General features: G+C 58.2%; 24 protein-coding genes and 1 tRNA gene. 12 read left to right on the forward strand and 13 right to left on the reverse strand.

Annotation, left to right across the window (positions count from 1 at the left end; translation table 11 throughout):
* Positions 1–67: 67 nt before the first annotated feature.
* The 9 genes from ABIE16_RS28330 to ABIE16_RS28370 all read left to right on the forward strand — a co-directional run bounded on the left by ABIE16_RS28330 (position 68) and on the right by ABIE16_RS28370 (position 8,079).
* A complete protein-coding gene (locus ABIE16_RS28330; RefSeq protein ID WP_057714296.1) occupies positions 68–1,231 on the forward strand; it encodes a phage tail sheath subtilisin-like domain-containing protein in 1,164 nt (387 codons plus the stop codon).
* Between the two features lie 12 nt (positions 1,232–1,243).
* A complete protein-coding gene (locus ABIE16_RS28335) occupies positions 1,244–1,747 on the forward strand; it encodes a phage major tail tube protein (protein WP_429522418.1) in 504 nt (167 codons plus the stop codon).
* A gap of 11 nt (positions 1,748–1,758) precedes the next feature.
* Positions 1,759–2,067, forward strand: a complete 309-nt coding sequence (locus ABIE16_RS28340; RefSeq protein WP_008020753.1) for a phage tail assembly protein — start codon at positions 1,759–1,761, stop codon at positions 2,065–2,067.
* 141 nt (positions 2,068–2,208) lie between these two features.
* Positions 2,209–4,545, forward strand: coding sequence for a phage tail tape measure protein (locus tag ABIE16_RS28345; protein ID WP_429522419.1), 2,337 nt, complete (start codon positions 2,209–2,211; stop codon positions 4,543–4,545).
* Between the two features lie 9 nt (positions 4,546–4,554).
* Positions 4,555–5,412, forward strand: coding sequence for a phage tail protein (locus ABIE16_RS28350; protein ID WP_429522420.1), 858 nt, complete (start codon positions 4,555–4,557; stop codon positions 5,410–5,412).
* A complete protein-coding gene (locus tag ABIE16_RS28355) occupies positions 5,387–5,593 on the forward strand; it encodes a tail protein X (protein WP_057716592.1) in 207 nt (68 codons plus the stop codon). The genes ABIE16_RS28350 and ABIE16_RS28355 overlap by 26 nt, the downstream gene beginning before the upstream one ends.
* A gap of 82 nt (positions 5,594–5,675) precedes the next feature.
* Positions 5,676–6,710, forward strand: a complete 1,035-nt coding sequence (locus ABIE16_RS28360; RefSeq protein ID WP_429522421.1) for a phage late control D family protein — start codon at positions 5,676–5,678, stop codon at positions 6,708–6,710.
* A 199-nt stretch (positions 6,711–6,909) separates the two neighbouring features.
* Positions 6,910–7,704: a DNA adenine methylase gene (locus ABIE16_RS28365; protein ID WP_429522422.1), complete on the forward strand. Its 795-nt coding sequence runs from the start codon at positions 6,910–6,912 to the stop codon at positions 7,702–7,704.
* Between the two features lie 156 nt (positions 7,705–7,860).
* On the forward strand, positions 7,861–8,079 hold the full coding sequence (locus ABIE16_RS28370; protein ID WP_429522423.1) for a helix-turn-helix domain-containing protein: 219 nt from the start codon (positions 7,861–7,863) through the stop codon (positions 8,077–8,079).
* 22 nt (positions 8,080–8,101) lie between these two features.
* On the opposite strand, the gene ABIE16_RS28375 is transcribed toward ABIE16_RS28370, so the two are convergent.
* From ABIE16_RS28375 to ABIE16_RS28390, 4 genes are all read right to left on the reverse strand, one after another.
* Entirely contained in the window at positions 8,102–8,560 is a 459-nt protein-coding gene (locus ABIE16_RS28375) for a glycine zipper 2TM domain-containing protein (protein WP_429522424.1), read from the reverse strand.
* A 14-nt stretch (positions 8,561–8,574) separates the two neighbouring features.
* Positions 8,575–9,003, reverse strand: a complete 429-nt coding sequence (locus ABIE16_RS28380; RefSeq protein ID WP_429522425.1) for a hypothetical protein — start codon at positions 9,001–9,003, stop codon at positions 8,575–8,577.
* Positions 9,004–9,066: 63 nt separating this feature from the next.
* On the reverse strand, positions 9,067–9,744 hold the full coding sequence (locus ABIE16_RS28385; RefSeq protein ID WP_429522426.1) for a DUF3313 domain-containing protein: 678 nt from the start codon (positions 9,742–9,744) through the stop codon (positions 9,067–9,069).
* A 48-nt stretch (positions 9,745–9,792) separates the two neighbouring features.
* Positions 9,793–11,061, reverse strand: coding sequence for an OmpP1/FadL family transporter (locus ABIE16_RS28390; protein WP_429522427.1), 1,269 nt, complete (start codon positions 11,059–11,061; stop codon positions 9,793–9,795).
* A 225-nt stretch (positions 11,062–11,286) separates the two neighbouring features.
* Between ABIE16_RS28390 and ABIE16_RS28395 the strand changes: the two genes are divergently transcribed.
* Positions 11,287–12,081, forward strand: a complete 795-nt coding sequence (locus ABIE16_RS28395) for a transporter (RefSeq protein WP_256580488.1) — start codon at positions 11,287–11,289, stop codon at positions 12,079–12,081.
* A 109-nt stretch (positions 12,082–12,190) separates the two neighbouring features.
* Here ABIE16_RS28395 and ABIE16_RS28400 read toward each other — a convergent pair whose 3' ends face one another.
* The 5 genes from ABIE16_RS28400 to ABIE16_RS28420 all read right to left on the reverse strand — a co-directional run bounded on the left by ABIE16_RS28400 (position 12,191) and on the right by ABIE16_RS28420 (position 17,633).
* Positions 12,191–13,849: an arylsulfatase gene (locus ABIE16_RS28400; RefSeq protein WP_429522428.1), complete on the reverse strand. Its 1,659-nt coding sequence runs from the start codon at positions 13,847–13,849 to the stop codon at positions 12,191–12,193.
* Between the two features lie 314 nt (positions 13,850–14,163).
* Positions 14,164–14,613: a hypothetical protein gene (locus tag ABIE16_RS28405; RefSeq protein ID WP_429522429.1), complete on the reverse strand. Its 450-nt coding sequence runs from the start codon at positions 14,611–14,613 to the stop codon at positions 14,164–14,166.
* A 129-nt stretch (positions 14,614–14,742) separates the two neighbouring features.
* Positions 14,743–15,732, reverse strand: a complete 990-nt coding sequence (locus ABIE16_RS28410) for a fatty acid desaturase family protein (protein WP_429522430.1) — start codon at positions 15,730–15,732, stop codon at positions 14,743–14,745.
* Between the two features lie 56 nt (positions 15,733–15,788).
* Entirely contained in the window at positions 15,789–16,547 is a 759-nt protein-coding gene (locus ABIE16_RS28415) for a PaaX family transcriptional regulator C-terminal domain-containing protein (RefSeq protein ID WP_429522431.1), read from the reverse strand.
* 126 nt (positions 16,548–16,673) lie between these two features.
* Entirely contained in the window at positions 16,674–17,633 is a 960-nt protein-coding gene (locus ABIE16_RS28420; protein ID WP_429522432.1) for a LysR family transcriptional regulator, read from the reverse strand.
* A gap of 164 nt (positions 17,634–17,797) precedes the next feature.
* Between ABIE16_RS28420 and ABIE16_RS28425 the strand changes: the two genes are divergently transcribed.
* Complete coding sequence (locus tag ABIE16_RS28425; protein ID WP_429522433.1) at positions 17,798–19,831, forward strand: alkyl/aryl-sulfatase; 2,034 nt, start codon at positions 17,798–17,800, stop codon at positions 19,829–19,831.
* A gap of 114 nt (positions 19,832–19,945) precedes the next feature.
* On the opposite strand, the gene ABIE16_RS28430 is transcribed toward ABIE16_RS28425, so the two are convergent.
* Both ABIE16_RS28430 and ABIE16_RS28435 read right to left on the reverse strand, forming a co-directional pair.
* Positions 19,946–21,025: an HAD family hydrolase gene (locus ABIE16_RS28430; RefSeq protein WP_429522434.1), complete on the reverse strand. Its 1,080-nt coding sequence runs from the start codon at positions 21,023–21,025 to the stop codon at positions 19,946–19,948.
* 290 nt (positions 21,026–21,315) lie between these two features.
* Positions 21,316–21,403: transfer RNA gene (locus ABIE16_RS28435), tRNA-Ser, on the reverse strand.
* Positions 21,404–21,526: 123 nt separating this feature from the next.
* On the opposite strand from ABIE16_RS28435, the gene ABIE16_RS28440 reads away from it, so the two are divergent.
* Complete coding sequence (locus ABIE16_RS28440; RefSeq protein ID WP_057714309.1) at positions 21,527–22,198, forward strand: Bax inhibitor-1/YccA family protein; 672 nt, start codon at positions 21,527–21,529, stop codon at positions 22,196–22,198.
* A 60-nt stretch (positions 22,199–22,258) separates the two neighbouring features.
* Here the strand turns inward: ABIE16_RS28440 and ABIE16_RS28445 are convergent, their stop codons facing one another.
* Positions 22,259–22,588, reverse strand: coding sequence for a YceK/YidQ family lipoprotein (locus tag ABIE16_RS28445; protein WP_057714311.1), 330 nt, complete (start codon positions 22,586–22,588; stop codon positions 22,259–22,261).
* Between the two features lie 56 nt (positions 22,589–22,644).
* A complete protein-coding gene (locus ABIE16_RS28450) occupies positions 22,645–23,082 on the reverse strand; it encodes an Lrp/AsnC family transcriptional regulator (RefSeq protein WP_046038550.1) in 438 nt (145 codons plus the stop codon).
* Between the last annotated feature and the right edge of the window lie 14 nt (positions 23,083–23,096).

A 23,096-nucleotide genomic window follows, 5' to 3' on the forward strand; every position in this document is an offset into this window, starting at 1 on the left:
TGTACGTCACCGCACATCCCCACGGCCTCGCTTATGCGGGGCTTTTTCGTTTCTGGAGCACCACTCTATGAGTTTTTTTCACGGCGTCACCGTGACCCTGGTGGACACCGGCGCCCGCCACATCGCCACCCCGTCCGCGTCGATCATCGGCCTGTGCAACACCTTCACCGTGGGGCCGCCGGCCACGGCTGCCGCTAACGAATTGCTGCTGATCACCCGCGAAAGCGAAGCAGTCGCCGCCTGGGGCCCGGATGCGGCAATCACCCAGGACTGCAAGGCCATTTTCAAGCGGTCCAAGGCGGTGATTGTCGCCGTCGGTGTGCCGCTGTTGGAGGATCCGGCTGAGCAGCTGTCAGCGATCATCGGCGGGGTTTGGGCCGACGGTAGTCGGACCGGCATGCAGGCGTTGCTCAACGGCAAAAGCAAGTTCAACGCGCAGCCACGGTTGTTGGTGACGCCGGGGTACTCGGCGACGCTGGCGGTGGCCACCGAGCTGGTGGCGCTGGGCGACAAGATGCGGGCGATGGCCATCCTCGACGGGCCGAACACCACCGACGAAGCCGCGATCGCCTATGCCGAAAATTTCGGCAGCAAACACGCCTACATGGTCGACCCGGGCGTGCAGTTCTGGGACACCGGAACCAGCGCTACCGTCAACGCACCAGCATCGGCCTGGACCGCCGGCCTGTTTGCCTGGACCGATGCCACCTACGGCTTCTGGGCATCGCCGTCGAACAAGGAGTTTGTCGGCATCACCGGCACCACGCGGCCGATCGAGTTTCTCGACGGCGATGCGTCCTGCCGGGCCAACGTGCTGAACAACGCGAACATCACCACGATCATCCGCGATGACGGGTACCGGTTGTGGGGCAACCGCACGCTATCCAGCGACCCGAAATGGAAGTTCGTCACCCGCGTGCGCACGCTGGATATCGTCATGGACGCCATCCTCTACGCGCACAAGTGGGCCGTCGACCGCTCGATCACCGCGACCTACGTCAAGGACGTGACCGAAGGCCTGCAGGCGTTCATGCGCGACCTGAAGAATCAGGGCGCGATCATCAACTTCGAAGTCTATGCCGACGAAGAGCTGAACACCTCCAGCGAACTCAGCGACGGCAAGGTGTACTGGAATATCCGGTTCACCGATGTTCCGCCGGCCGAAAACCCGAACTTTCGCGTGGAGGTGACCGATCAGTGGATCACTGAAGTGCTGGACACCGCCGCCTAAGGAGGCCGCTTTATGATTCCGGAAGTGCTCTACAACACCAACCTGTTCGTGGACGGCATCAGCCTGCAAGGCGATGTCCCGAGCCTGACCTTGCCCAAGTTGACCCTCAAGACTGACGAATACCGCGCGGGCGGCATGGATGCGGCGGTGGAACTCGACATGGGGATGGAGAAGCTGGAAGCCAGCTTCCTCACCAACGGCGTGCGTCGCGAAGTGCTGAAGTTCTTCGGTCAGTCCGACCTGACCGGGTTCAACGCCTCGTTCCGCGGCGCCTTCAAGGGCCAGAAGGGTGTGGTCAAGTCTGTGGTTGCCACCCTGCGTGGCAGCCTCAAGGAAGTCGATTCGGGGGACTGGAAACCGGGTGAAAAAGGCGAGTTCAAGTACGCCGTCGCCGTGACCTATTACAAGCTGGAGATCGACGGCAGCGTGATGTTTGAAATCGATCCCCTCAACTCGATCCGCGTCATCGATGGCACCGATCAACTGGCCGCCGTGCGGTCTGCCCTGGGCATGTAAGGAGCACCACCATGAGCAACGCAAAAGACAATGTTCTGCCCAAGTGGCTGCAACTGGGCGATGGCATCGCCACCGTCATCTTATCCAAACCGAGCGAGGCCAATGGCATCAAGGTCGACAAGCTGACCCTGCGCGAGCCGACGGTGCGTGAGATGCGCGCCGCGACCCTGCAGGGCGGAAGCAACGAAGAAGAACAGGAAATGGTCCTGTTCTGCAGCCTGGCAAGTATCGGCCGCGCGGATCTGGAGGGGCTGCTGATGCGTGATTACCGTCGTCTGCAGACCGCCTATTTTCGTCTGGGAGCGGACGACGGGGTTTAACCCCCGCCTGCAAAAGGCCCTGGCTAAACGCCTGGCCGTCGAGCTGAATTTTTCGGCGGCCGAGATTCAGGGCCTGTCGTTTTCCGAGATGGTCTGGTGGCTCACGGATTGAGCCCACCCCGTCGCACGTAGGTGATAAGCATGGCGAACAAACTCTCGCTCGGGCTGGTGATTGGTGGCGCCGTCGATTCTTCGCTCGGCGCCGCCTTCAAGAACGTCAGCGGCGAAATGAAAAAGCTGGAGGTGCAAACCACGCGCGCCAAAGGTTTGCAGAAAGTCATCGGCGAGACCATACGCCTGCGCGATGAATGGAAAAAAGCCCACGACAGCGGGGCGGCCAATGCCGATGCCTTGCTGCGCAAACTGGAGACCAACACCAACAGTTTGCGCAAGCAGGGGGTTGAAGTCGGCCGCCTGCGTCAGGAGTACCTGGCGCTGGGCAAGGTGGTGCGCAGTGCCGAGTTCAAGGCCAAAGGCATGGGGCAGGTCGAGGAGGGGCGGGAAAGCCTGCGCAGTGGGTTCGGCACGGCGGTGGCCGGCACCACCCTGGCGGCGGTACCGACGAAAGTCAGCGCAGATTTTCAGGCGATCATCCGCGACATCGCGATCAAGTCCGGTACCGCCAATACCCAGCAGGAAGTGAACACCGCGCGGGACATCGTGCAGACTTCGAAAGACACTGGCATGGCCAACACCCAGGTGGCCGAGCTGGTGAACCAACTGGTCGGCGGCGGCATGGATCTGACCGAAGCGCTGAAGTACGCCCCGGTGGCGGCCAAGTTTGCGGTCGGGCAGGGCGCGTCGGGCACCGACACGGCGAAGATGATTCTGGCGATGCAGAACAACGCTAAGATCACCGACCCGAAAAAAATGGAACAGGCCTTGGCGTCGGTCGCGTTGCTGGGCCAGCAAGGTAGCTTCGAAGCGGCCGACATGGCCAAGTGGTTTCCGGAACTGCTGGCGCAGATGGCCAGCAGCGGCATCACCGGTCAGGATGCGGTGACCCAGTTGGGCGCCATGCTGCAGGTGCAGATCAAGAGCGCCGGCAGTGCCGATGAGGCGGCGAACAACCTGAAAAACTGGATTGCGAAAATCGGTTCAGGGGAAACGGTCAAAGGTTATGCCGATGCCGGGATCGACTATCAGGGCTCGATGAACGCCGCCATTGCCAAGGGCCTGTCGACCTTTGAAGCCAGTTTTGAACTGGCTCGCCGGTACGTGGAAAAGACCGACCCCAAAAAGGCCAAACAGCTGGATCAGGGTCTGACCAAAATCAACCAGGAGACGGACCCGGCCAAGGCGCAAGCGATGGCCGATGCTCTGGCCGCGACCCTACGTACCGGTGATGTATTTGCCGACATGCAGGTCAAGACCGCGCTGATGGCGTACACCCAGAACAAAAAGCTGTATGCGGACCTGAAAAGGGACGCCTCGAACCCCAACGGCCAACGCAAGGACATTCTCGACAAGAACCTGAGCGAGCGGCGCGAAGCCTCGTCACAACGCTGGGCCGAAACCGGTCAGGCGTTCAACGATTCGCTGCGGGCTATCGGGGATGCCCTGCGTCCGGCGACGGATGCGCTGGCCATCGGGATTGGCGCGGCGGCGCGTGGCTTGACCGCTTTGTCCGAGGAAACGCCCAAGGCGGTGCTGGGCCTGGCGGCACTCACTGCTGGTGCGTTGGTATTGGGCAAAGCCTGGGCCGCGCTGAAAATCGGTCGGGGGCTGGCCAACATCGCCCGTGGTTCGGCCGGCGACCGATCCAACATCGTCCAGCGGGTGTTCGTGACCAACGCGAAGGACGGTGATGGCGAAGGACTGGATCGCGATCCAGGTCGAAAGGGAAAAGGTTCTGCCAATCGACTTTCCCGTGGCGTGAAAGCGGGCGGGGCGGTGGCGGTGGCTGCTGCCGGCTACCAGGTAGTGGACACTTACCTGAACGCCACCACCCGCGATGAAAAGGCTGAAGGTTACGGCGGGGCGGCGGGGAGTCTGGCCGGTGGCCTGGCGGGTGCAGCGGCCGGCGCGGCCATCGGTTCGATCATCCCACTGATCGGAACCGCGATTGGCGGAGTGATCGGTGGCATGGTCGGCGCGTGGGGCGGCGGTGACGTGGGCGCGACCATGGGCAAGGCCTTGTTTGGCGGGCCGGACACGCCGGCCAAAGCGCCGATCGGTATCTTGCCCATGGCCGCCGGCCAGGGCGTTGGCGCGGTCGTGCGTGCGATGGACAACGCCCCCGCCGCGCCGGTCACGGCGGCGGCATTGATGTCGAGCACGGCGGCAAAAACACCCGAATGGCCGAAGGTCGATCAGCAGTTCACCTTCGCCCCGGCCCCGGTTTTTCAGGTGCATGGCGATGTGAAAGACCCGGCGCAGTTCGTTCAGGAAATGATGCCGTACCTGCGCCGTCAGTTTGACGACTTCGCCCGGGAGGCGCGTGACCGCCAGTTGTTTGATGCGCCCCATGTGGGCTAAGGAAGTGTTATGTCGGATGAAAAGACCTACCTGCAGCACTTGCAGGGCGGGCTCAAGTACATGGTCGATGCCGGTGAAACCGGCCGTACGGACATCGAGTCGATGACCGGGCCCATGAATGGCGCGCTCAATGAAATCAGCGGGGCGGCCGATGCGCTGGAAGGCTTGCCCTTTCTCAGCGAGGACCTGAGCGACAAGACCCGCCGTCTGCAAAGTGCAATCAACTCGGCGCAGGCCAAGATCGGCAAGGTGGCCAGCTACTACAACCAGACCCAGCGCGCGCTGGCGCAGTTTGATGAGCACTTTTCCGCGTTAACTGAGCAGATTGGCCGCTTTGGCGCGGCGTTCAGCAAGGTCGCCGGCAAGGCCAATGCCGCGTTGGGCAACATCTTCCCCACTGAGTGGTTTGCCGGCGACATGTCGCCGATTCCCGACGCGGTGAAGCCATTCCCGCACCTGCTGATACTCTACCCGCTGAAAGCCAATGAGCGGCCGTACTACTTCAACCTGGACACCGCGGCGTTTGACGAACTGCGCCGGCAGACGGCGTTTCGCTGGGCCGCGCAGGAACGTCTGACCCGGCGCCCAGCACAGCAGGCAGTGGGTCTGGGTGAGGAGAAAATCACCATCAAGGGCGCGATCTACCCGAGCTTCAAAGGTGGGCTGAAGCAGCTGGATAGGCTGCGCAGCATCGGTGCCAAGTTGCTGCCGCTGAACCTGACCACGGGTTATGGCGAGGTGCTGGGCAACTGGGTTTTGACCAATATCGAAGAAGAGCAAAGCGCTTTGCTGCCCGGGGCGATCCCGCGCAAGCAGGGCTTTTCACTGGAGTTTGTCCGTTATGGCGATGACCTGCAGAACGGCTGATGGGGATCTGCTCGATACCCTGTGCCACCACTATTACGGCCACCTGAACCGCAGCGTCGAGGCGGTGTTGGCCGCCAATCAGGGGCTGGCCGATGAGCCGCAACCGTTCCGGGCCGGCGTGCTGATCACGCTGCCGGACCTGGTGGTCGAGACCGACAGCGTCATTTCGTTGTGGGATTGATGGACTACACTGGTGTCGCTCCTTGTTTAAAACTCCTTACTTTCTCGCCCGCCTTGTGCGGGTTTTTTTTTGGAAAAAATCCATGACGCCTAATTTTCGCATCGTGGCCGACGGTGCCGACATCACCAGCCTGATCAATGATCGTCTGGTGTCGCTGCAGCTGGCCGATCGGCCCGGGATGGCCTCAGATTCGTTTGAGCTGCGCATTGATGACCGCGACGGCGCGGTGTCGCTGCCCGTGCGTGGCGCGAGTATCGAGGTCTACCTGGGTTATGCCGGCGCCGACCTGACGCGCATGGGCCGCTACACCGTGGACGAGGTGGCCGTTTCCGGCCCACCGGACACGCTGGTGATCAGCGGCAAGGCCAGCGACATGCGCGGCAGCGGCAAGACCACGCGAAGCGGCAGCTGGGAGGACGTCAGCTTGGCGCAGATCGTCGGTGATGTGGCCGCGCGCAATGGCTGGCAGCCGTCGTGCCCGGTCGATACCCGGGTGCCGCGCATGGACCAGCTCAACGAATCGGACTTCAATTTCATCACCCGAGTGGCCAAAAAACACGACTGCACCGCCAAGGTGGCCGACGGCAAGCTGCTGGTCCTGCCGCGACAGGGTGGGCAGAGCACCAGTGGCAAGACCTTGGCTGTGATCAGCTTGCAGCGCAGTGACGTGACCCGCTGGCAGTTTCGCTTGAGCGACCGCAGCGCCCATCAAGGGGTCAACACCCAGTACCAGGACCTCGCCAGCGGGGAGTTGTTGGTCTCGCACCTGGACAATCCCAACGTGCCCGAAGGCATGCCACCGGTGCACACCGATCGCCATATCTACCCGGACCGCACGGCGGCCGACGAGGCCGCCAAGGCACGTCTGGCCGCGTTCAACCGATCCACCGCCTCGGTGCGCCTCGACTTGCCGGGCCGGACCGATCTGTTTGCCGAAATCATGATCAAGGTGCAGGGCTTCAAGCGCGGCCTTGATAGCGAATACCTGGTGGAGTCGGTCGATCACACGTTCACACCGTCCGGATGGACGGTGTCGGTCGAGTGCAATGGCGGCAAGGAGGGCAAGGCCAAGGCCTCCGGCAAGCCGCAGAAAGTCGTGCTTGAAGTGCCGGGTTGATCACCCGGGCGCATGAGTCGGCCCGAGTCAAAAGTTTCAAACTCAAAGTAAAAGGAGCGGCCAGTCTGGATGCGTCAACATCCAGGCTGGTCACCGTCCCCGCAGATTGTCCCTGCAAGTCCCGCCAAGGCTCCTGCTCTGTGCACAAAGCGGAGCGAGCCTAGCACCTGTTTATTTATACAGTAAAGGTCTTGCTATCATGTCTACCCCCATCATCCCTTGGATGGGCGGCAAACGCCGTCTGGCCGATCGCCTCATTCCCCTGTTTCCACCGCACGAATGCTACGTCGAAGTCTTTGCCGGCGGTGCCGCGCTGTACTTCATGCGGCCCCAGGCTGCGCCTGTTGAAGTCCTCAACGACATCAACGGCGACCTGGTGACGCTGTACCGTGTGGTGCAGAACCACCTCGAAGAGTTCGTGCGCCAATTCAAATGGGCGCTCAGCTCACGCCAGGTGTTCGAGTGGCAGAAGATGACCCGCGTCGAAACCCTCACCGACATCCAGCGTGCTGCCAGATTTTTCTACCTTCAGCACCATGCCTTTGCCGGCAAGGTCTCCGGGCAGACTTTCGGTACCGCGACCACCGCCCCGTCAATCAACTTGCTGCGGATCGAGGAGAACCTTTCCGCCGCGTGGCAACGCCTGTCGGGTACCTACGTCGAAAACCTACCTTGGCTGGAATGCGCGGAACGCTACGACCGTGCCCATACCTTCCACTACATGGATCCGCCGTACTGGCAGACCGCAGGGTATGGGGTGGACTTTCCGTTTGAGAATTATGAGCGGATGGCGGAATTTATGCGCCGCTGTAAGGGCAGGGTGATGGTCAGCATCAACGATCACCCCGACATCCGACGGGTGTTCGAGGGCTTTCACTTCGAGACACTGGACATTCGTTACACCACGACCAACCAGCGGCAGGGCAAGGCTGAGGTCAGCGGTGAACTGGTGATCATGAACTGGGAGCCCGCTGCATTGGGAGGGTTGTTTTGAAATGTCTGTTTTCAACTGTGGATTCAACCGGTCGATGCAACAGATTGGCTGAATCGTTCAGCGAGCGTTTCGTAGTTTAGTGTTTTCCGAGGGCGACTGTTTAGCTGCCTTGCCACTTCATTGAGCGTGGCCGAACAACTCGGCATGCACGTGTTTATGTTGCAACACAGGCTGGCCGAGGAAGGGCGAAGCTTCGATGAAGTGGTCGAGACGCTACGCCGCGAGCGTGCCGACCACTATCTGGCGGAGATACACATGCCTATGTCCCAAGTTACCGGTCTTCTCGGTTACAGCGAACAAAGTGTGTTCAATCGCGCTTGTCGGCGCCGGTTTTCCTTGTCACCGGGCGCCAGGCGTCGCCAGTTGCTCGAATGAAATCGGTTATGTCCCCCGCCTTTCAACTGCCTTGCGGTACCACTCGGGCATCATTACCTGAACCCTCGATATAAACATTCATGCCTTTACTCAGAGACGGATTGATAGGCTGGATCACCGATACCAGCACGCCACTTTTGACCCGCACGATGATCTGTTGTGCCTCGATGGGTTGGTCGTACTTTTTCTTCTCTGCGTAATTGCCGCCAACAGCTCCGGCGAGCGCGCCTGCTACCATGGCGACATCGCGCCCAGTGCCGCTACCGATCAGGCTGCCAATACCGAGTCCGCCAAGGCCACCGAGTACGGCGCCTACGCCGCTGTCGTGATTGGTCTGCATTTGCGTCAGTGATATCTGCTCGATCTTCCCTGAGCGAATTGCGGTTTCACCGGCACCGCCATCGGTTGATCCTACGGCGGAGCAGGCACTGATCAGTACAGTTGCCAACGTAATCGTAAGCCAGGACAAGATAGCTTTCATTGTTGCGCACCTCATTATTGATATTTGATGGCAATGCCTTTGAGTTTGCGTCCCTGGATCGTATTTATGTCACGGCTCCATAGCGGCCCTGACACATACGCGGCCACGGGCTGGATCTGGTCGTAAACCACGACTACCGCGTCTGCACCAAGCGTCGCAGCTTGCTCACGCAGTTTCTCTTCGACTTGAGTGATGGGTGGCGCCGGGTCAATGCTGGCGTCGATCAGGATTTCACCTAGCCGCACAAAAGGTCGGGTGGGTGCTAGGCGCATGATCTGCACTTCGCTGGCCAGGGTTGGCGCGGGGTGTTCAACCCCGACGTACGCGGTCGTCTGCGCATCCACCGTCGCGCAGGCAGCCAGCGCGAGCACACTGGCGATGAGCGCCGCAGTGAGCAGCGGCCTCGGCAATCTTGAAATTAGAAACCATGAACAGGCCCACATGGCAGCAGTCCTCTTTTTGACGATTATTCAACTGCCAACCTGGGTTGGCAGTTGAAACAGGGCTCAACTGCGGATGAACGCCCAGAGATCAGCATTCAATTTATCGATCGCGGCCTTGAAGTCTTGCGTGGTGATTTTCTGACTCTCGTTCGACAGCTGGCTGCCGAATACTTTGCGCACCACTTTGGCCACAGTTTGATTGGTTCTTACGTCGATGAACTCTGCCTCGATGAACAGGTTGGTGTCCTGGTCCCGGTGACCGGTGGCGGCTTGTGTGGCCCCGACCACAGCCGCGATCGGCACCACTTCATACCACTTCATGCCTTCGTTGGAGGCACTCACTCCGGTGATTGCTGCACGCAGGATCAGGGGTCTTGACCCGGCCGGCGCTGTGCTCGCTGTCGACACCACCCGGTATTTCTGGCCCAGCACACCTTTGGCCTTGCTGGTCATGTAGCTCTGCAATTCGTCCAGCGTCTGCTGGTTGACCCGCTCGTCAGGCTTGGGCGCCGGATACAGCTCCAGCTTGTTGAAGACCACCGTGTCATACGCATTCGGGCTCCATGACGGGCTGATCCAGCGCATGGCTTTCTCGCCACTGGTGGTCGTCACTTCTTCCAGATTGTTGTAGTTGGACAGGAAGCCTGAATACTGGTCTTTTTCGGTGACTTGCGAGGTGCAACCGCTGAGCATCAAGCCGGCCAGTGCAGCGCCGATGAGCAGGTTTCGGGACAGGTTCATAGTGGTGAGTGCTCCATAGACTAAGTCGTGTTTTTCCGTGGTAACGCTTCAAAAGCGCCAGGTCATGTTGCCTGTCAGGGCTTGAATCCAGGCGTTGTCGAACTCACCGGAGACTTGATTGCCCGAGATCGACTTGGTCTGTTCCACCGGCATGTCGCCGAGCCAGACCATGGCCCAGCTGACGTTGACGTCGGTGTCTTTGTTCAGAGCATAGGTGGCTCCCGTCGCAATGCGCCAGGATTCGCCCATGGGCACGATCACGCTGCGGTTGCTATCGGAGACGGCGCTGCTGTCGTAGGCCACGCCGACGTTCCACAACCACTGCTCGGTGGCCTGGTATTGCGCGCCAAGGGAAAGGTGCCAGGTGTCCTTGAAGCCGGCGTCGACTGTTGTCGATTGCGCACCCAGTGCCGTGGTGTCGACCTGTACCCCGATGTCGCCGAACTCGGACCAGTCCTGCCAGTTGGCCGAGGCGAGCAACGCCCATTGCCGGTCCAGTTGCTGGAAAAGGCTCAGGGTGACGGTTTGCGGCACCTTCATGTCCAGTTCGGTTTCGGTGTTGTTGACGCGCTCGAGCAGGCGGCCGTCGCCCTTGACGTCCAGCCGGTCCTTGAAGTCCAGCTCGACCTGGCTGGTGTAGGTCAGACCGATGCGCGTGCCGGGTTGCGGGGCGTAGATCACGCCCACGTTGGCGCCATAGCCCCAGGTGTTGTCCCGGTACTTGTATTGGCCGTCAGAGCGGTCAGTGAAGCCGAAAGGGGAGCGGTCGATGGCGGTGTCTGCCTTTAACATGCCGTACATGGCCTTGATGCCCAGGCCGACCGACCACTGCTCATTGAAGCGATAAGCCACGCTCGGTACCAGCGACAGGCCGAGCAGGCTGGAGTTCTGCGCAAAGTAGCGGCCGGACCAGTCGTTGTCGTAATTGACCGCCAGGCCGAAGTCGCCGTACTGACCGAACCCGACGCTCCAGTGCTCGTCGAGTTCATGGCTGATGAAGAAGCTGCCACCGGGAATCGGATCGAGGGCGTTGCCACTGCCGCTGCCCGGGGTGTTGGTGCCGGAGTCGCGGTCGAAGCTCAGGTCGCCGTACAGAACCTGCAAGCCGGCGGTGATTTGCGTGCCTGGCAGATAGCTCATGCCCGCGGGGTTGCTGGCGATGGTCGAGGGGCCTTGGGCACGGGCGGCGGCACCGGCGTTGGCCAGACCGGCGTTATCGGTGCCGATTTCATAGAGCATGATGCCGCCGGCCCAGACTTGCTGGCAGCACAGCGCGAGGAGTGTAAAAGTTGGCAGGGCAGCTGTTCTGGTTGGCATGGTTAACCCCGGTACTATCCATTTTTGAATCAACGTAGCGGACGCACACTTATCCATGGTGTAACTCCAGGTACTTCACGCGTCCCCTCAAGTCGAATTGATACTAGTCAATAAAACTGAACTAAGCTCTTCGGGGCCGCTGCGTATCGAGGCGGTCCAACCGGAGTGGCAGTGCACATTCTCGATATCGAGAAGGAGCTACTGATGAGCAAAGTCCTTCACCTTATGCCTGTTATGGCCCTGGCGATTCTTTGGCCTAACATCGGTCGAACTGCCGACAGCCAGGCCGAGCTGGCCAAACAATCATTGAATCCGGTGGCCGCGCTCTACAGCGTGCCCATTCAGTACAACTGGAACCAGAAACTCGGCCCCAGTGGCGAGGGCTACCAAAGCGTCACCAATATCCAGCCGGTGCTGCCCTTTACCCTCAATGACGAGTGGAACCTTATTTCCCGAACCATCCTGCCAGTCATCGATCAACACGGTTTGGTACCGGGTGGGCAGGCGGACAAGTCCGGGGTCGGTGATGTGACCCAGAGCTTCTTTTTTTCACCCAAACACCCGACCGCGAGCGGTTGGATTTGGGGGGCTGGACCGGTAATCCTGGTGCCAACCGGCAGTGATGAGCTATTGAGCGGTGAACAATGGGGGGCGGGTCCTACCGTGGTTGCTCTTAAACAAAGTAACGGCTGGACCCGCGGTATTCTGGCCAATCACATCTGGTCGCTGGACAACAGCCCGCCTGACGACAAGGACAAAATCAACCAGACTTTTCTGCAACCGTTCTTCAGCTACACCACCCATACCTATACCACCTTCGGTATCAACACCGAGTCCACCTACGACTGGCAGACCCGCGAATGGTCGGTGCCAATCAACCTGTTCGTCACCCAGCTGTTCAAAGTGGGTCATCAACCCATGAGCTTGCAAGTTGGCCCGCGGTATTGGGCTGACAGCCCGAAAGATGGCGCGCAAGGCTGGGGATTTCGGGTGGCGTATACGCTGTTGTTTCCTAAGTGATTCCAGCCCCGCTGAAGCATCTGCTGGTATCACGAATGGTGGTTGCTCGCAAACGTCAAAACGGCGAAGTGGCGACCCCTGATGAGGTCGCCATGTTTCGCCTGTTTGCTCAGTTACCCGCTGGCATCGGCAGGTTGATACCTTCTTTTTTCAGGACGTCACGCACGTACTGGAATTTCTGGTATTGCGACAGTTCGATTGGCCCGTCATAACCCATGCTTTGCAGTTTGCGTGGTGGGTAATCCACGTAGGTTTTCATCAGCTTGATGATTGCGCCCGTGATCGGCACCATCGTCCAGGTACGCTCGGTAAAGTTGTTCATGAAGAGGTCATAACGTTCCTGCGGGTCTTGCCACAAGTCAAAGACTTGCGGCACGGTGGCCACATATTTTTCTGCGCCTTTCCATCCCAGGTTGGAGTCGACAGCCAGACCGCCGGTTTGTGCACCATCATCGCCGCGCAGGTTGAACACGGCTTTGTAGTTTCCAACTCGGGCCGCACCCGGGGATAATTCGTTCTCGGTAAAGTAGAACCACTCCTTACGTGGAGACGGGCCATTGCCGGTGAGCACTGGAGTCATGTCGTAACTATCGAAGATGATCGGCTGCCCCTCGCGGTCTTTCTCCGGCAGCTTCACCCCAGCAACAGCGGCGAAGGTCGCCATCAAATCCAGGCCACCGAGCATCTCGTGATTTTTTGTGTCCGGCTTGATCTTGTCTGGCCAGACGGCAATGGCCGGTACCCGGTTACCCCCCTCACGCACAGTACCTTTGGTTCCCCTGAACGGCGTGTAGCCGGCATCCGGGTAAACATCCTGCCAGGCTCCATTGTCAGTTGTGTAAACCACCAGAGTGTTCTTATCCAGCCCGAGCGCCTTGAGCTTGTCCATGATGCGGCCGATGTGGGTATCGAGTTCGACGACAGAGTCGGCGTACTTGGACTTGGACATGGACTTATGAACGAACTCCGGGGCCGGCATGTTCGGCTGGTGGACCTTCATGAAGTTGACGTTGATGAAAAACGGCTTGTCCGATTTGGCTGCCGTGTCGAGAAACTCCAGGGCGGCTTTTTCGACGTAGTTGTCAAAGAACGGAATGCCGACCACGCCGGGTTTGCCATCTACCACAGGCGTGTCCACGTACTGGCCATTGACCTTGAATTCTTCGACCGGTTTTTCACCCGCCTTGCCGGACAATGCGCCCTTGGTCACCCGTTGAAACATCGCGCGGGTTTCCGGGTCCATGTCCGGGAACCACGTCGGATCCGCATAGGTGTAGGCATTGAGGTGATACAAGCCGACGTATTTCATCACGTCATAACCTTGCGCATTGGGCAGTGCATAATCGGCTTCGCCCAAATGCCATTTCCCGGTGAAGTAGGTGTCATAGCCGCCGGTTTTCAACACTGAGGCCAATGTCCACTCGGCTGCAGGCAAGCCGCCGCCCTGGCCCTGGAAGGCCACGGTGGTCATGCCGCTACGATTGGGGATGCGCCCGGTTTGCATGGCCGCCCGACCAGGTGTGCAGCTGGGTTGGGCATAAAACGAGTAAAAAGTGACCCCTTCTGCCGCCAGCTCATCGATGCTGGGCGTCGGCATGCCTCGACCGACCCCACCGCCGTAAGGGCCCAAGTCGCCATAGCCGGTATCGTCGGAGACGATAAACAGAATATTGGTCTTTTCCGTTTGAGCCGCGTGGGCTACTCCGTTCAAAGACAAAAGCGCAGCAAACACTATAGATAGTTTGAAACGATCCGTTAGCTGTTCCATATCAGGATTCCTCGTTGTTTCATGGTGCTGGCAACCGGGTGATGAGTGCACATCAATGTTGACCCTTCGTGCATTGACCACCGAGCAATTAGCCTAGGTACTGCGTACAGAATCATTTCCCCCCTGTTGCATGACCGTGCACGGATTAAGGCGCAGGAAGGAGTCTAGTGCCGATTTTGCAAGTGGGCGGGGCGACTGCAGTGTTTTTCCGGTGTATGTAACACCCGGATTACAACCGGATAAACACCCACTTGAATACGCTAAACACAATCGCTATATACGACGCGACTCGACTCAAAATGACTACGGGTGGTTCATCGAGTCACGTGTGCAATATCGCCGCAGAAAATATCGGCGCTGCCATCCTCGGGTGAAGTACGCACGACAACCGAGTATTTGCCGGAAAGCAGGTCTGGCAAAGTTATCGGCGCGCTCCTGTAAAAGGTCCATCCACCGCTGCCTGCATTGGGTTCAGTGTTGACCTTATCGTTCATTGCGAACGCGGCTGGCCCGGGTTGCTGGCAACTACCTTTGTTGATGAAGGTGTAGATGCGCGGCGGCAAGATGGTTCCGTTTGGAACGCCGGTTATGTAGAAATCAAAATTGGTTTGATTGCCTTCGCCAGTCAAGGTGGTCGTGGCTGTATGACCAAGGTTCCTCTGAGTCGCTGCCAAAGGAAGATTCATTGACTGGTGTGTTGAACTGGAGCAGCCGAAGAGAGTTGCTGTGATCAAAAGCGTCGACAGGGGGAGACAGGGTTTCATTGCCAACCTCCAATAATGGAAGAAGTGCGGTAGGGGGGACTATTGGGTATAGCTCAATAACGTCGCATTGCGTTCCTGGAGATCTATTTTTTATAGCCCCTTGAATCCCTTGATCCTACGGTTTATCAATCAGACTTCGTGATTTCGTGTGCTCACACGCTTGAGCACCTGCAAGTAAGTGGGGGGTTGCGGCACGAAACCGCGCTGTCGCAAAAGTGCATGCAATTCAGGCAGCCGGAAGTAGGGCACTGACGCCATCAGATGATGCTCAATATGAAAATTTACCCGAATCGGCGCCACGCAAGCACGGGCGATCCAGCCGGCCTGTGTGGTTCGGGTACTGCGCAGTACGTCCGGGCTTGATTCCAGGCAGGCATGCTCCGCCATAGAACGAATGCGAATGAACAGCGGAAATGGAGTGATATAGGCCAGCACCCAAACGCCATACAACCAGGCATCTCCACTGATCCAGAACGCTGCCAAGAGCAAACCGTTGGTAAGCAACATGCCGCGGGCGTTTTTTAAGAAAGTCCGCGGGTAGTCCCACCAGCGACGACCTTCTTGCGCAAGGCGGCGGATATCGCTGGTCAGCGACCACTGCAATACGCCGGCATCCATCAACAAGCGGCCCACCAAAAACTTGAGGCCGGTAACACCCGAAAGGTCACGCAAACACTTACGCATCAATGAGCGGCGAGTCGTGGGTAACCCCGCCACCAGGCAGAGATCGGGATCGTCGACCGTAGAGGTTTTGGCGTGATGGGTCAGATGGTACGGGCGGTACTTGCGCAGTTCGTTCCAAATGGGCCGGGCGCACAACCAATCGACCAGAACCTCATTGCACCACTTGTTCTTGAACAACGTACCGTGCGCTGCGTCGTGCTGCAAAATGCCAAAGCACAGTTGGCGTCCGGCAATGATGACGACACCCACGATCAGCGCTAGGCTGAATCCCCACCACGGCAAAAATTCGCGCGCCCAGGCCAGACCGATAAAGGTTAAAGCCAGCACTCCCCAGGTCGAACACACCGCCCAAGTGCCCCAGGCGTCTGAGCGCTCGCTAAAGGACTTGATTTCATCGCGGCTGAGAATATCGCTGATCTTGGTTTTGTTATGCATGGTTATCCTCGACATCAAAGGCCTTAACCGGCCTGGGTGATGAGTCAGTTGAGTCTTTAAGGCTGTTGCAAAAACGTGCGCCAGATCTGGTGACCGTGGTCCACGAAACGTTTGGTACAGACAAAGAATTCGTTGCGCAGCGCCACATTGACCAAGGGTTCTGGCAGTAGCGGATCGAAGACGATCTGGCGAATGGCTTCGCGGCCGAGGATGAATGATTCGCGTGCGGCCGCATCGAGCTTCAGCTGCTCGGCGCGCAGTGCCCAGCTCTCCAGCTGCTGACAAGTGCGGCGATAACTGTCGTTAAGCAAATCACCGTTCCATTGGTCCTGTATGCGCTGTGCCTGCGCTTCTTCGAAACCCGTTGCCTGGAAAACCAACGCGGCCGGCTCCAGGCCGAGTTCGATCAAGCGTCGACGCAAAGCCTCGGTATCGGGCCCGATATTGTTCGGGCGCACGTACAAGTCCTTGTCCAGTTCCGCGAAGCCCACCATGTGCAGCGCCCGTTCGCGCTGACGCAAAACGTTGCGGTCACTACGTCCCAAAGCGTTGCACACGACCATCAAATAACTGCCGTCCCACGCCCGCAGATGTTGCTCCACGCTGCGCCACTCAAACAATTGCGACGAGATATCCTTGGCCTGCGGTCCCAACTGATAGCTCCCGCGCCCCACACCTTCGAGCAATGCTTCAATAGTGAGGCGTGCTAGGGTCACCCGAACGTTGTTTTCACTGATTCCGAATAGCTCACAGGCGACGATGGCTTCTCTGACCTGCAAGGGAGCGCCGTCCTTGGCCACCAAGAGTTCGAGCACCAGGCTTTTTACGCAAGGTTTCATGATCTTCCCAAGTCATTACACATATGGCCGGGAATCTATCGCAGTCAGTAATATTACACAATCTGTAGATTGATGTATTTTTAAGTAATGAATCCGGTCAGTTCACTCACTGCCCACCCGGGCCAGGATGCGCTCACGCCGACAAATTTCTGCTTCCACAGTTCGCACCTCCTGCATGTAAACCTCTACCGCGGGTGGCAGTGAGCGCTCTTTCAGGTAGATGAAGCCATAACGGGTACGCAGTGCGAGGTCGTGGACCGGCAACGGCACGATTGTTCCTGTGCCAATTTCCTGCTCAAACGTCGATAAATTGCCTAACGCCAGGGCATTGCTGTTCTCGACGAATTTGACGATTTGCATGGGCACGTCTATTTCGATCGCCGGTACAAAATCACCCGTCAAGGGATCGTAGGCGCCGGCACAGCCTAACGTTGCCGGAAGCAAATGGGTCGCCAGCCGCAGCGGAATGCGCGAGGCCACCCACGGGTAATCGAGGGTTTGCGCCAGCGTTGGTGAACGTTTTTGTGATAGCAGTGGATGACCGGGGCGGCAAAACAGGCGGCCCACATGCTCACCCAGCAACTCACAGGTGAACTCTTCCCGGCCTTGCAAGGTGCTGATTTCGGCGATCCCCAGATCCACTGCACCGGTGGCGACCTGATGAGCGACTTCGCGCCAGCCGGCAACATGAGCAGTGACCTTGATCTGCGGATGCCGGGCATGCAAACGCGCGATGCTGGCGTATCCGCTGGTGATGCTTGGATAGGGACCCAAGGCAACTTTCAGTGCGCCAATATCGCCTCCCGCCAGCAAGGCGATGTCGCGCCGCAAATCTTCTTCGGCCACTAACAGGCGCTGGCTTTTTTCCCGCAGCAACTGACCAAACGCCGTCAGTATGACCCCGTCTGTGCGTCGATCAAACAGCGTGACGCCCAGTTCGCTCTCCAGCAACTGGATGCTTTTGCTCAGCGCCGGCTGGGAAATCCCCAACGCTTTGGCCGCTCGACCAAAGTGTGCATGTTCAATCAGTGCCAGAAACTGACGTAGGCGACGCGGCGTCATCTCATAACCTTTATGTTATCGAAAGTGGCTATAACGGAATTTTTCGTAATGAAATGAATATGCTATTCATGGCCAGGCGGGTCAAGGTGACGCGTACCCAATAAATACAATCGAGCGCAAATTTCCGCATTGACGCTCATGGCCCTCTGGCGCAGGAACCCCTCATGCACAACAAGACCCTTCATCTGGCATTGGCAATCACCCTTGGGAGCGGCATCAGCCCTATGCTCTTTGCTGCCGTAAACGGCGCAAGTCCTGATCCGGCCGCGACACAAAATTCGCACTTCGACAGCAAGGGCAAACCGCCTTCGTCCTACACGATCGAAGCGCAGAATGCTGTACGCCAGTCACTTCCGTTCGCGGACAAACGCGACTTTGAAGAAGCCAGGAAAGGCTTCATCGCTGCACCGTCATACAACAAGATCATGGCCGAGGCCGGGAATGTCGCCTGGAACATGGGGAGCTATGACTTCCTGCTCGACGAGAAGGACTTCGACAGCATCAATCCGTCCTTGCAGCGCCAGGCGATACTCAACATGGCCTTCGGCCTGTATGAGGTCGTTCCGGGAAAGATTTACCAAGTGCGTGGGTTTGACCTGGCCAATATCACATTCATCAAGGGTGATACGGGCTGGATCGTGTTCGACACCCTGATGTCGAAGGAAACTGCCAAGGCAGCCCTGGATTTCATCAATGAAAAACTCGGCAAGCGCCCGGTCGTGGCGATAGTGATCTCTCACTCCCATGCTGACCATTTCGGTGGTGTCCGCGGTCTGGTCGATGAAGCCGATGTGCGCAGCGGCAAGATCCCGCTCATCGCACCAACCGGTTTCATGGAGCATGCCGTGGCTGAAAACGTCTACGCCGGCAACGCCATGACCCGACGCGCCTTCTTCCAATACGGTGTGATGTTGCCGCACAGTCCCTATGGCCATGTCGACATGGCCATCGGAAAAAATGCCTCCATTGGCAACATGGGCCTGATCGAACCCAATCGCTACATCGCGAAAGATTTTGAAACCCTGACCATCGACGGCGTGGAAATGGAGTTTCAGAGCACTCCCGGCACCGAAGCCCCTGCGGAGATGAACACGTGGTTCCCGCAATTCAAAGCCTTCTGGGCAGCCGAAAACATCATCGGCACCATCCACAATATTTACACCTTGCGCGGTGCCCTGGTCCGAGATCCGCTGGTCTGGTCGAAGAACATCAACAACGCCTTGTATCGCTACGGACAACAGGCCGATGTCATGTTCGCTTCCCACAGCTGGCCACGCTGGGGCAATGAGCGAATTCAAGACGTCATGCGCGCGCAACGCGATGCCTATGCCAACCTGAACAACGCCGTACTACACGCCGCCAACCAGGGCGTCACCATCAACGAGATTCAAAACGTCTACAAGTTGCCCGAAAGCCTGAAAAACAACTGGGCAACCCATAGCTACCATGGCTCCGAAGAGCACAACAGCCGCGCCGTGATCAACCGCTACCTGGGTTACTGGGATGCCAACCCCGCGACGCTGATGCCGTTGTCGCCGAAAGATTCGGCACCGTTGTACGTGGAAATGATGGGGGGCGCGGAGAAGATCATAGCCAAGGGCAAATCTCTGTTCGATCAGGGCAAATACCGCGAAGCCTATGAAGTTCTTAATAAACTGGTGTACGCCGAACCCCAGAACACCCAGGCCAAGGATCTACTCGCGGACGTCTACGAGCAGGTTGGCTATCAGAAGGAAAGTGCCGGCGTGCGCAACAGTTTTCTCACGGCGGCATACGAATTACGCCATGGCATGCCCAAGGGAGTGCCGCCAAAACCCACCGGGCCAGACATGATCCGCGCCATGAGCACCGAGTTGTGGCTGGAATACCTCGGCATCGCCCTGGACGGCAGTAAAGTCGCGGATCAACACTTGGTTCTGAATCTCAAGACGCCCGACAACGGTGAGCAGTTTGTGGTTGAGTTGAGCAATTCAACGCTGACCACCATCAAGGGCCAGCAAGCGAAAAAGGCTGACCTGACCATCACCCTTGACCGGTCGGATCTTGAAGGCGTGATGGCAAGGAAAACCAGCTTCGCTCAACTGGTCGCGGCGGGCAAAGCCACCTTCGAAGGCGACCACAAACCTTTCGAACAGTTGATGGCCGCCATTACCCCGTTTACCCCTACCTTTGAACTGCTGCCCGGTACCCAGCAGTAATTCATCAGGGTCGGGTTTTGCCCTGTTTCAGGCTGAGGCTACCTTGCGCACCCTAGGACATAGGGTGCGCAAGGTGCCAAAAGCTTTCGCAGCGGGTCTGTTGTCAGCTGCATATCACTCGAATGCGAAAATCTTCTTCCAGTCCTTTTTCATGCTGATTACAGTCCAACCTTCACTTGTCGCCTGATTATATAACGCGTCGGTAAAGGTGCCCACCTTGGTATCCGGTAGTCCTTGCGCAGGACCATAGGCGTACTCACGTTCGGCGTCGTCATGCAGGACCAGCATCGCCAGGCGCGCACCCTTGCCGGTCTTGGCGTACTCCAGCATTTGCCTGTCACCGGTGGAATTGCCGAAGGCTGCATTGGGTTGTCGGCCGACCAGTAGGTAAATGTTCTCAGGCTTGCCGGCATCGTTGTCGTTGAGCAGTATCTTGGGTTGCTTGATCAGCTGCGGCTTGCCGCTTTTGTCGTAGCCATACTCGGTAGTCCCGGCACTGCCGACGACCTGTTCGGGAGGTACACCATAGACCTCTTCGGAATAGGCGCGAACGAAATCCTGTCCACCACCGGTGACGATGTACGTTCTGTACCCATTGTCACGCAGGTACTGCATGACTTCTTTCATTGGCTGGTACGTCAACTCGGTAAAGGGGCGCTTCCAGCGAGGGTCTTTGGCTTTGGTCAGCCAGGCGTGGACTTCCTGCTTGAACTCGTCCGTGGGCATGCCGCTCAGGGTGACCATGGCAATTTTCAGATAGTCATCGAGGGTCAGTTTCGCCATGGCGGCATGATCTCCCGACAGCACTGTCTTGAACGGTTCGACCTGAGCCAGCTCAGGTTTCGCGTCGACTGCGGCAGGCACGCGACTCAGACAATAGAACAATTGACCATAGGCAGGGTGCTCGACCCACAACGTGCCGTCCTGATCGAACGTCGCGATGCGCTCGGCTGGCGCCACGAATTGAGTACCACCTTCCTTGGTGGTCGCCTTGACGAATTCAACGATGGCTTGCTTGGCTGGCCCCTCATTCCAGGACGCTAAAGGGTCGGCAGCGAACACCGCCGTCGAAGCTATCAGGCTCAGTCCAAATACGGTCAGGGGCCAGCCATAGCGTCGCCTCACGTGGGAGCATGGCCGGTTCGTGAAGACTGCGAAGTTCCAGGTACGCTGCACCAAGATCATGAATTTCATGATGTCTACCTATGTAGGGTTTGGTAAGTCGTTGGTGGTTACTTGGCTGCTCACTCAGGCGATGACTACAGCAGTCAGTGGGAGTCCAGTGTAGATGTTTTGGTAGTACCAGCAGTTTCTGCAATCGTTTGGAGGGTTGCTCAAAGGCGACGCAGGGGGAGGGAGTAAAAACGTGGTGAGTTCTGGAACACGTCCATAATAGTTATGGAACACCTCGCAAGCCGAGGTTCACAGCTCAAACCCCAGAAACGACAAAGCCCTGAAAAATCAGGGCTTTGTCGGTACAAATATGGCGGAGGCGATGGGATTCGAACTCATGGACCTGTTACAGTCGACGGTTTTCAAGACCGTTGCCTTAAACCACTCGGCCACACCTCCGTTTGCGTTGCGGGCGCCATAATACCTGAATGAAACACACTGTCAAACTCTCTGCATAGCTTGTTACAGAGCGTCTGTTATGATCTTTGCGACTGAACGTTTCAAACCAACAGGAGTGTCGCCATGCGCGAACAGGATTACGCAGTTAATAACAGCGTGCAGGCTGAGCAGCTAGAGGTTAGCCGCGTCCTGCGCAACACATACGGCTTGCTCGCCCTGACCCTGGCTTTCAGCGGTGTGACAGCCTACGTTGCCCAGCAGATGCATGTTGGCTACCCGAACATTTTCGTGGTGCTGATCGGCTTCTACGGTCTTTTCTTCCTCACCAACAAACTCCGTGATTCGGCCTGGGGCTTGGTGTCGGCATTTGCCCTGACCGGTTTCATGGGTTTCCTGCTTGGCCCGATCCTCAACCGTTACCTGGGTATGCAGGGCGGCGCTGAAGTGGTCAGCTCGGCTTTCGCGATGACGGCGCTGGTGTTCGGCGGTCTGTCGGCGTATGTGCTGATTACCCGCAAGGACATGAGCTTCCTCGGCGGTTTCATCACGGCAGGCTTCTTCGTGCTGCTGGGTGCGACGCTGGCGAGCCTGTTCTTCCAGATCAGCGGCCTGCAACTGGCGATCAGCGCAGGTTTCGTGCTGTTCTCCTCGGTCTGCATTCTGTTCCAGACCAGCGCCATCATTCATGGCGGCGAGCGTAACTACATCATGGCCACCATCAGCCTGTATGTATCGATCTACAACCTGTTCGTCAGCTTGTTGCAGCTGTTCGGCATCATGAGCCGCGATGACTGATCCTCGGCCTTGAACTAAAAAACCCGCTCAGGCGGGTTTTTTATTACCACAAATCCAGGCTTACTCTGTAATGACGATGCTGCCGTCGGCTTGCTGGCGGTAGATGGTGTAGGGCAACAGCAGTGTGTCCATCGCCCCGGACACGACCACGTCGAGCAGCACGATAGCGGGGGCGGGACCATGTACCTGCGCATCCCGGCCGTCTTCGAGGGGCGCGTTCAGGTAGCAGAAGTCGTAGGTCACGCCGCTGTAGATTCGCGGTACCGCGCCGCAGTAACTCTTTTGTTCCTTGAGACTTTTCGAGGCCACTTCGTCACTGCGCACAACCGTCTGAATCGTGCCGCAACCCGCCAACATCGTAGCCACCAGTAGTATTGCCTGAGTTTTCATGCCGTCAATCCTTCGCCGGAAACCCTCAATCTACTTCAGTCTGAAACAAATATCACTCACGCCATGGGCGGCAACCGGCGCTTGACCGGGGTTTTCTTGACGATCGCCGTATTGGTTTCAGCGTGGGTGTTGAGTCGGTCGAGCAGGGTGTCCAGCTGTTCCATCGAGCGCACATGCAGGCGCGCGATGAAACAGTCGTCGCCGGTGACCTTGTCGCACTCGGTGAATTCGGGAATGGCCATGATTTGCCGCTCCACTTCCTGCAATTGCCCCGGCAACGGGCGAATACGCACGATGGCCTGGAGTTGATAGCCGAAGCATTTCGGGTCGATTTCAACGGTGTAGCCCTTGAGCACGCCTCGCTCTTCCAGGCGGCGCAGACGCTCGGCAACACTGGGGGAAGACAGGCCGCTGATTTGCGCCAGGGCCTTGAGCGAGCGTCGCGAGTCCTCCATCAGCGCCGTGATCAGCAGTTGGTCGATGTCATCGGTCATGGCGAAACCCTCTG

The sequence above is a fragment of the Pseudomonas sp. 2725 genome (assembly GCF_050434585.1).
Classification (GTDB): domain Bacteria; phylum Pseudomonadota; class Gammaproteobacteria; order Pseudomonadales; family Pseudomonadaceae; genus Aquipseudomonas; species Aquipseudomonas jessenii.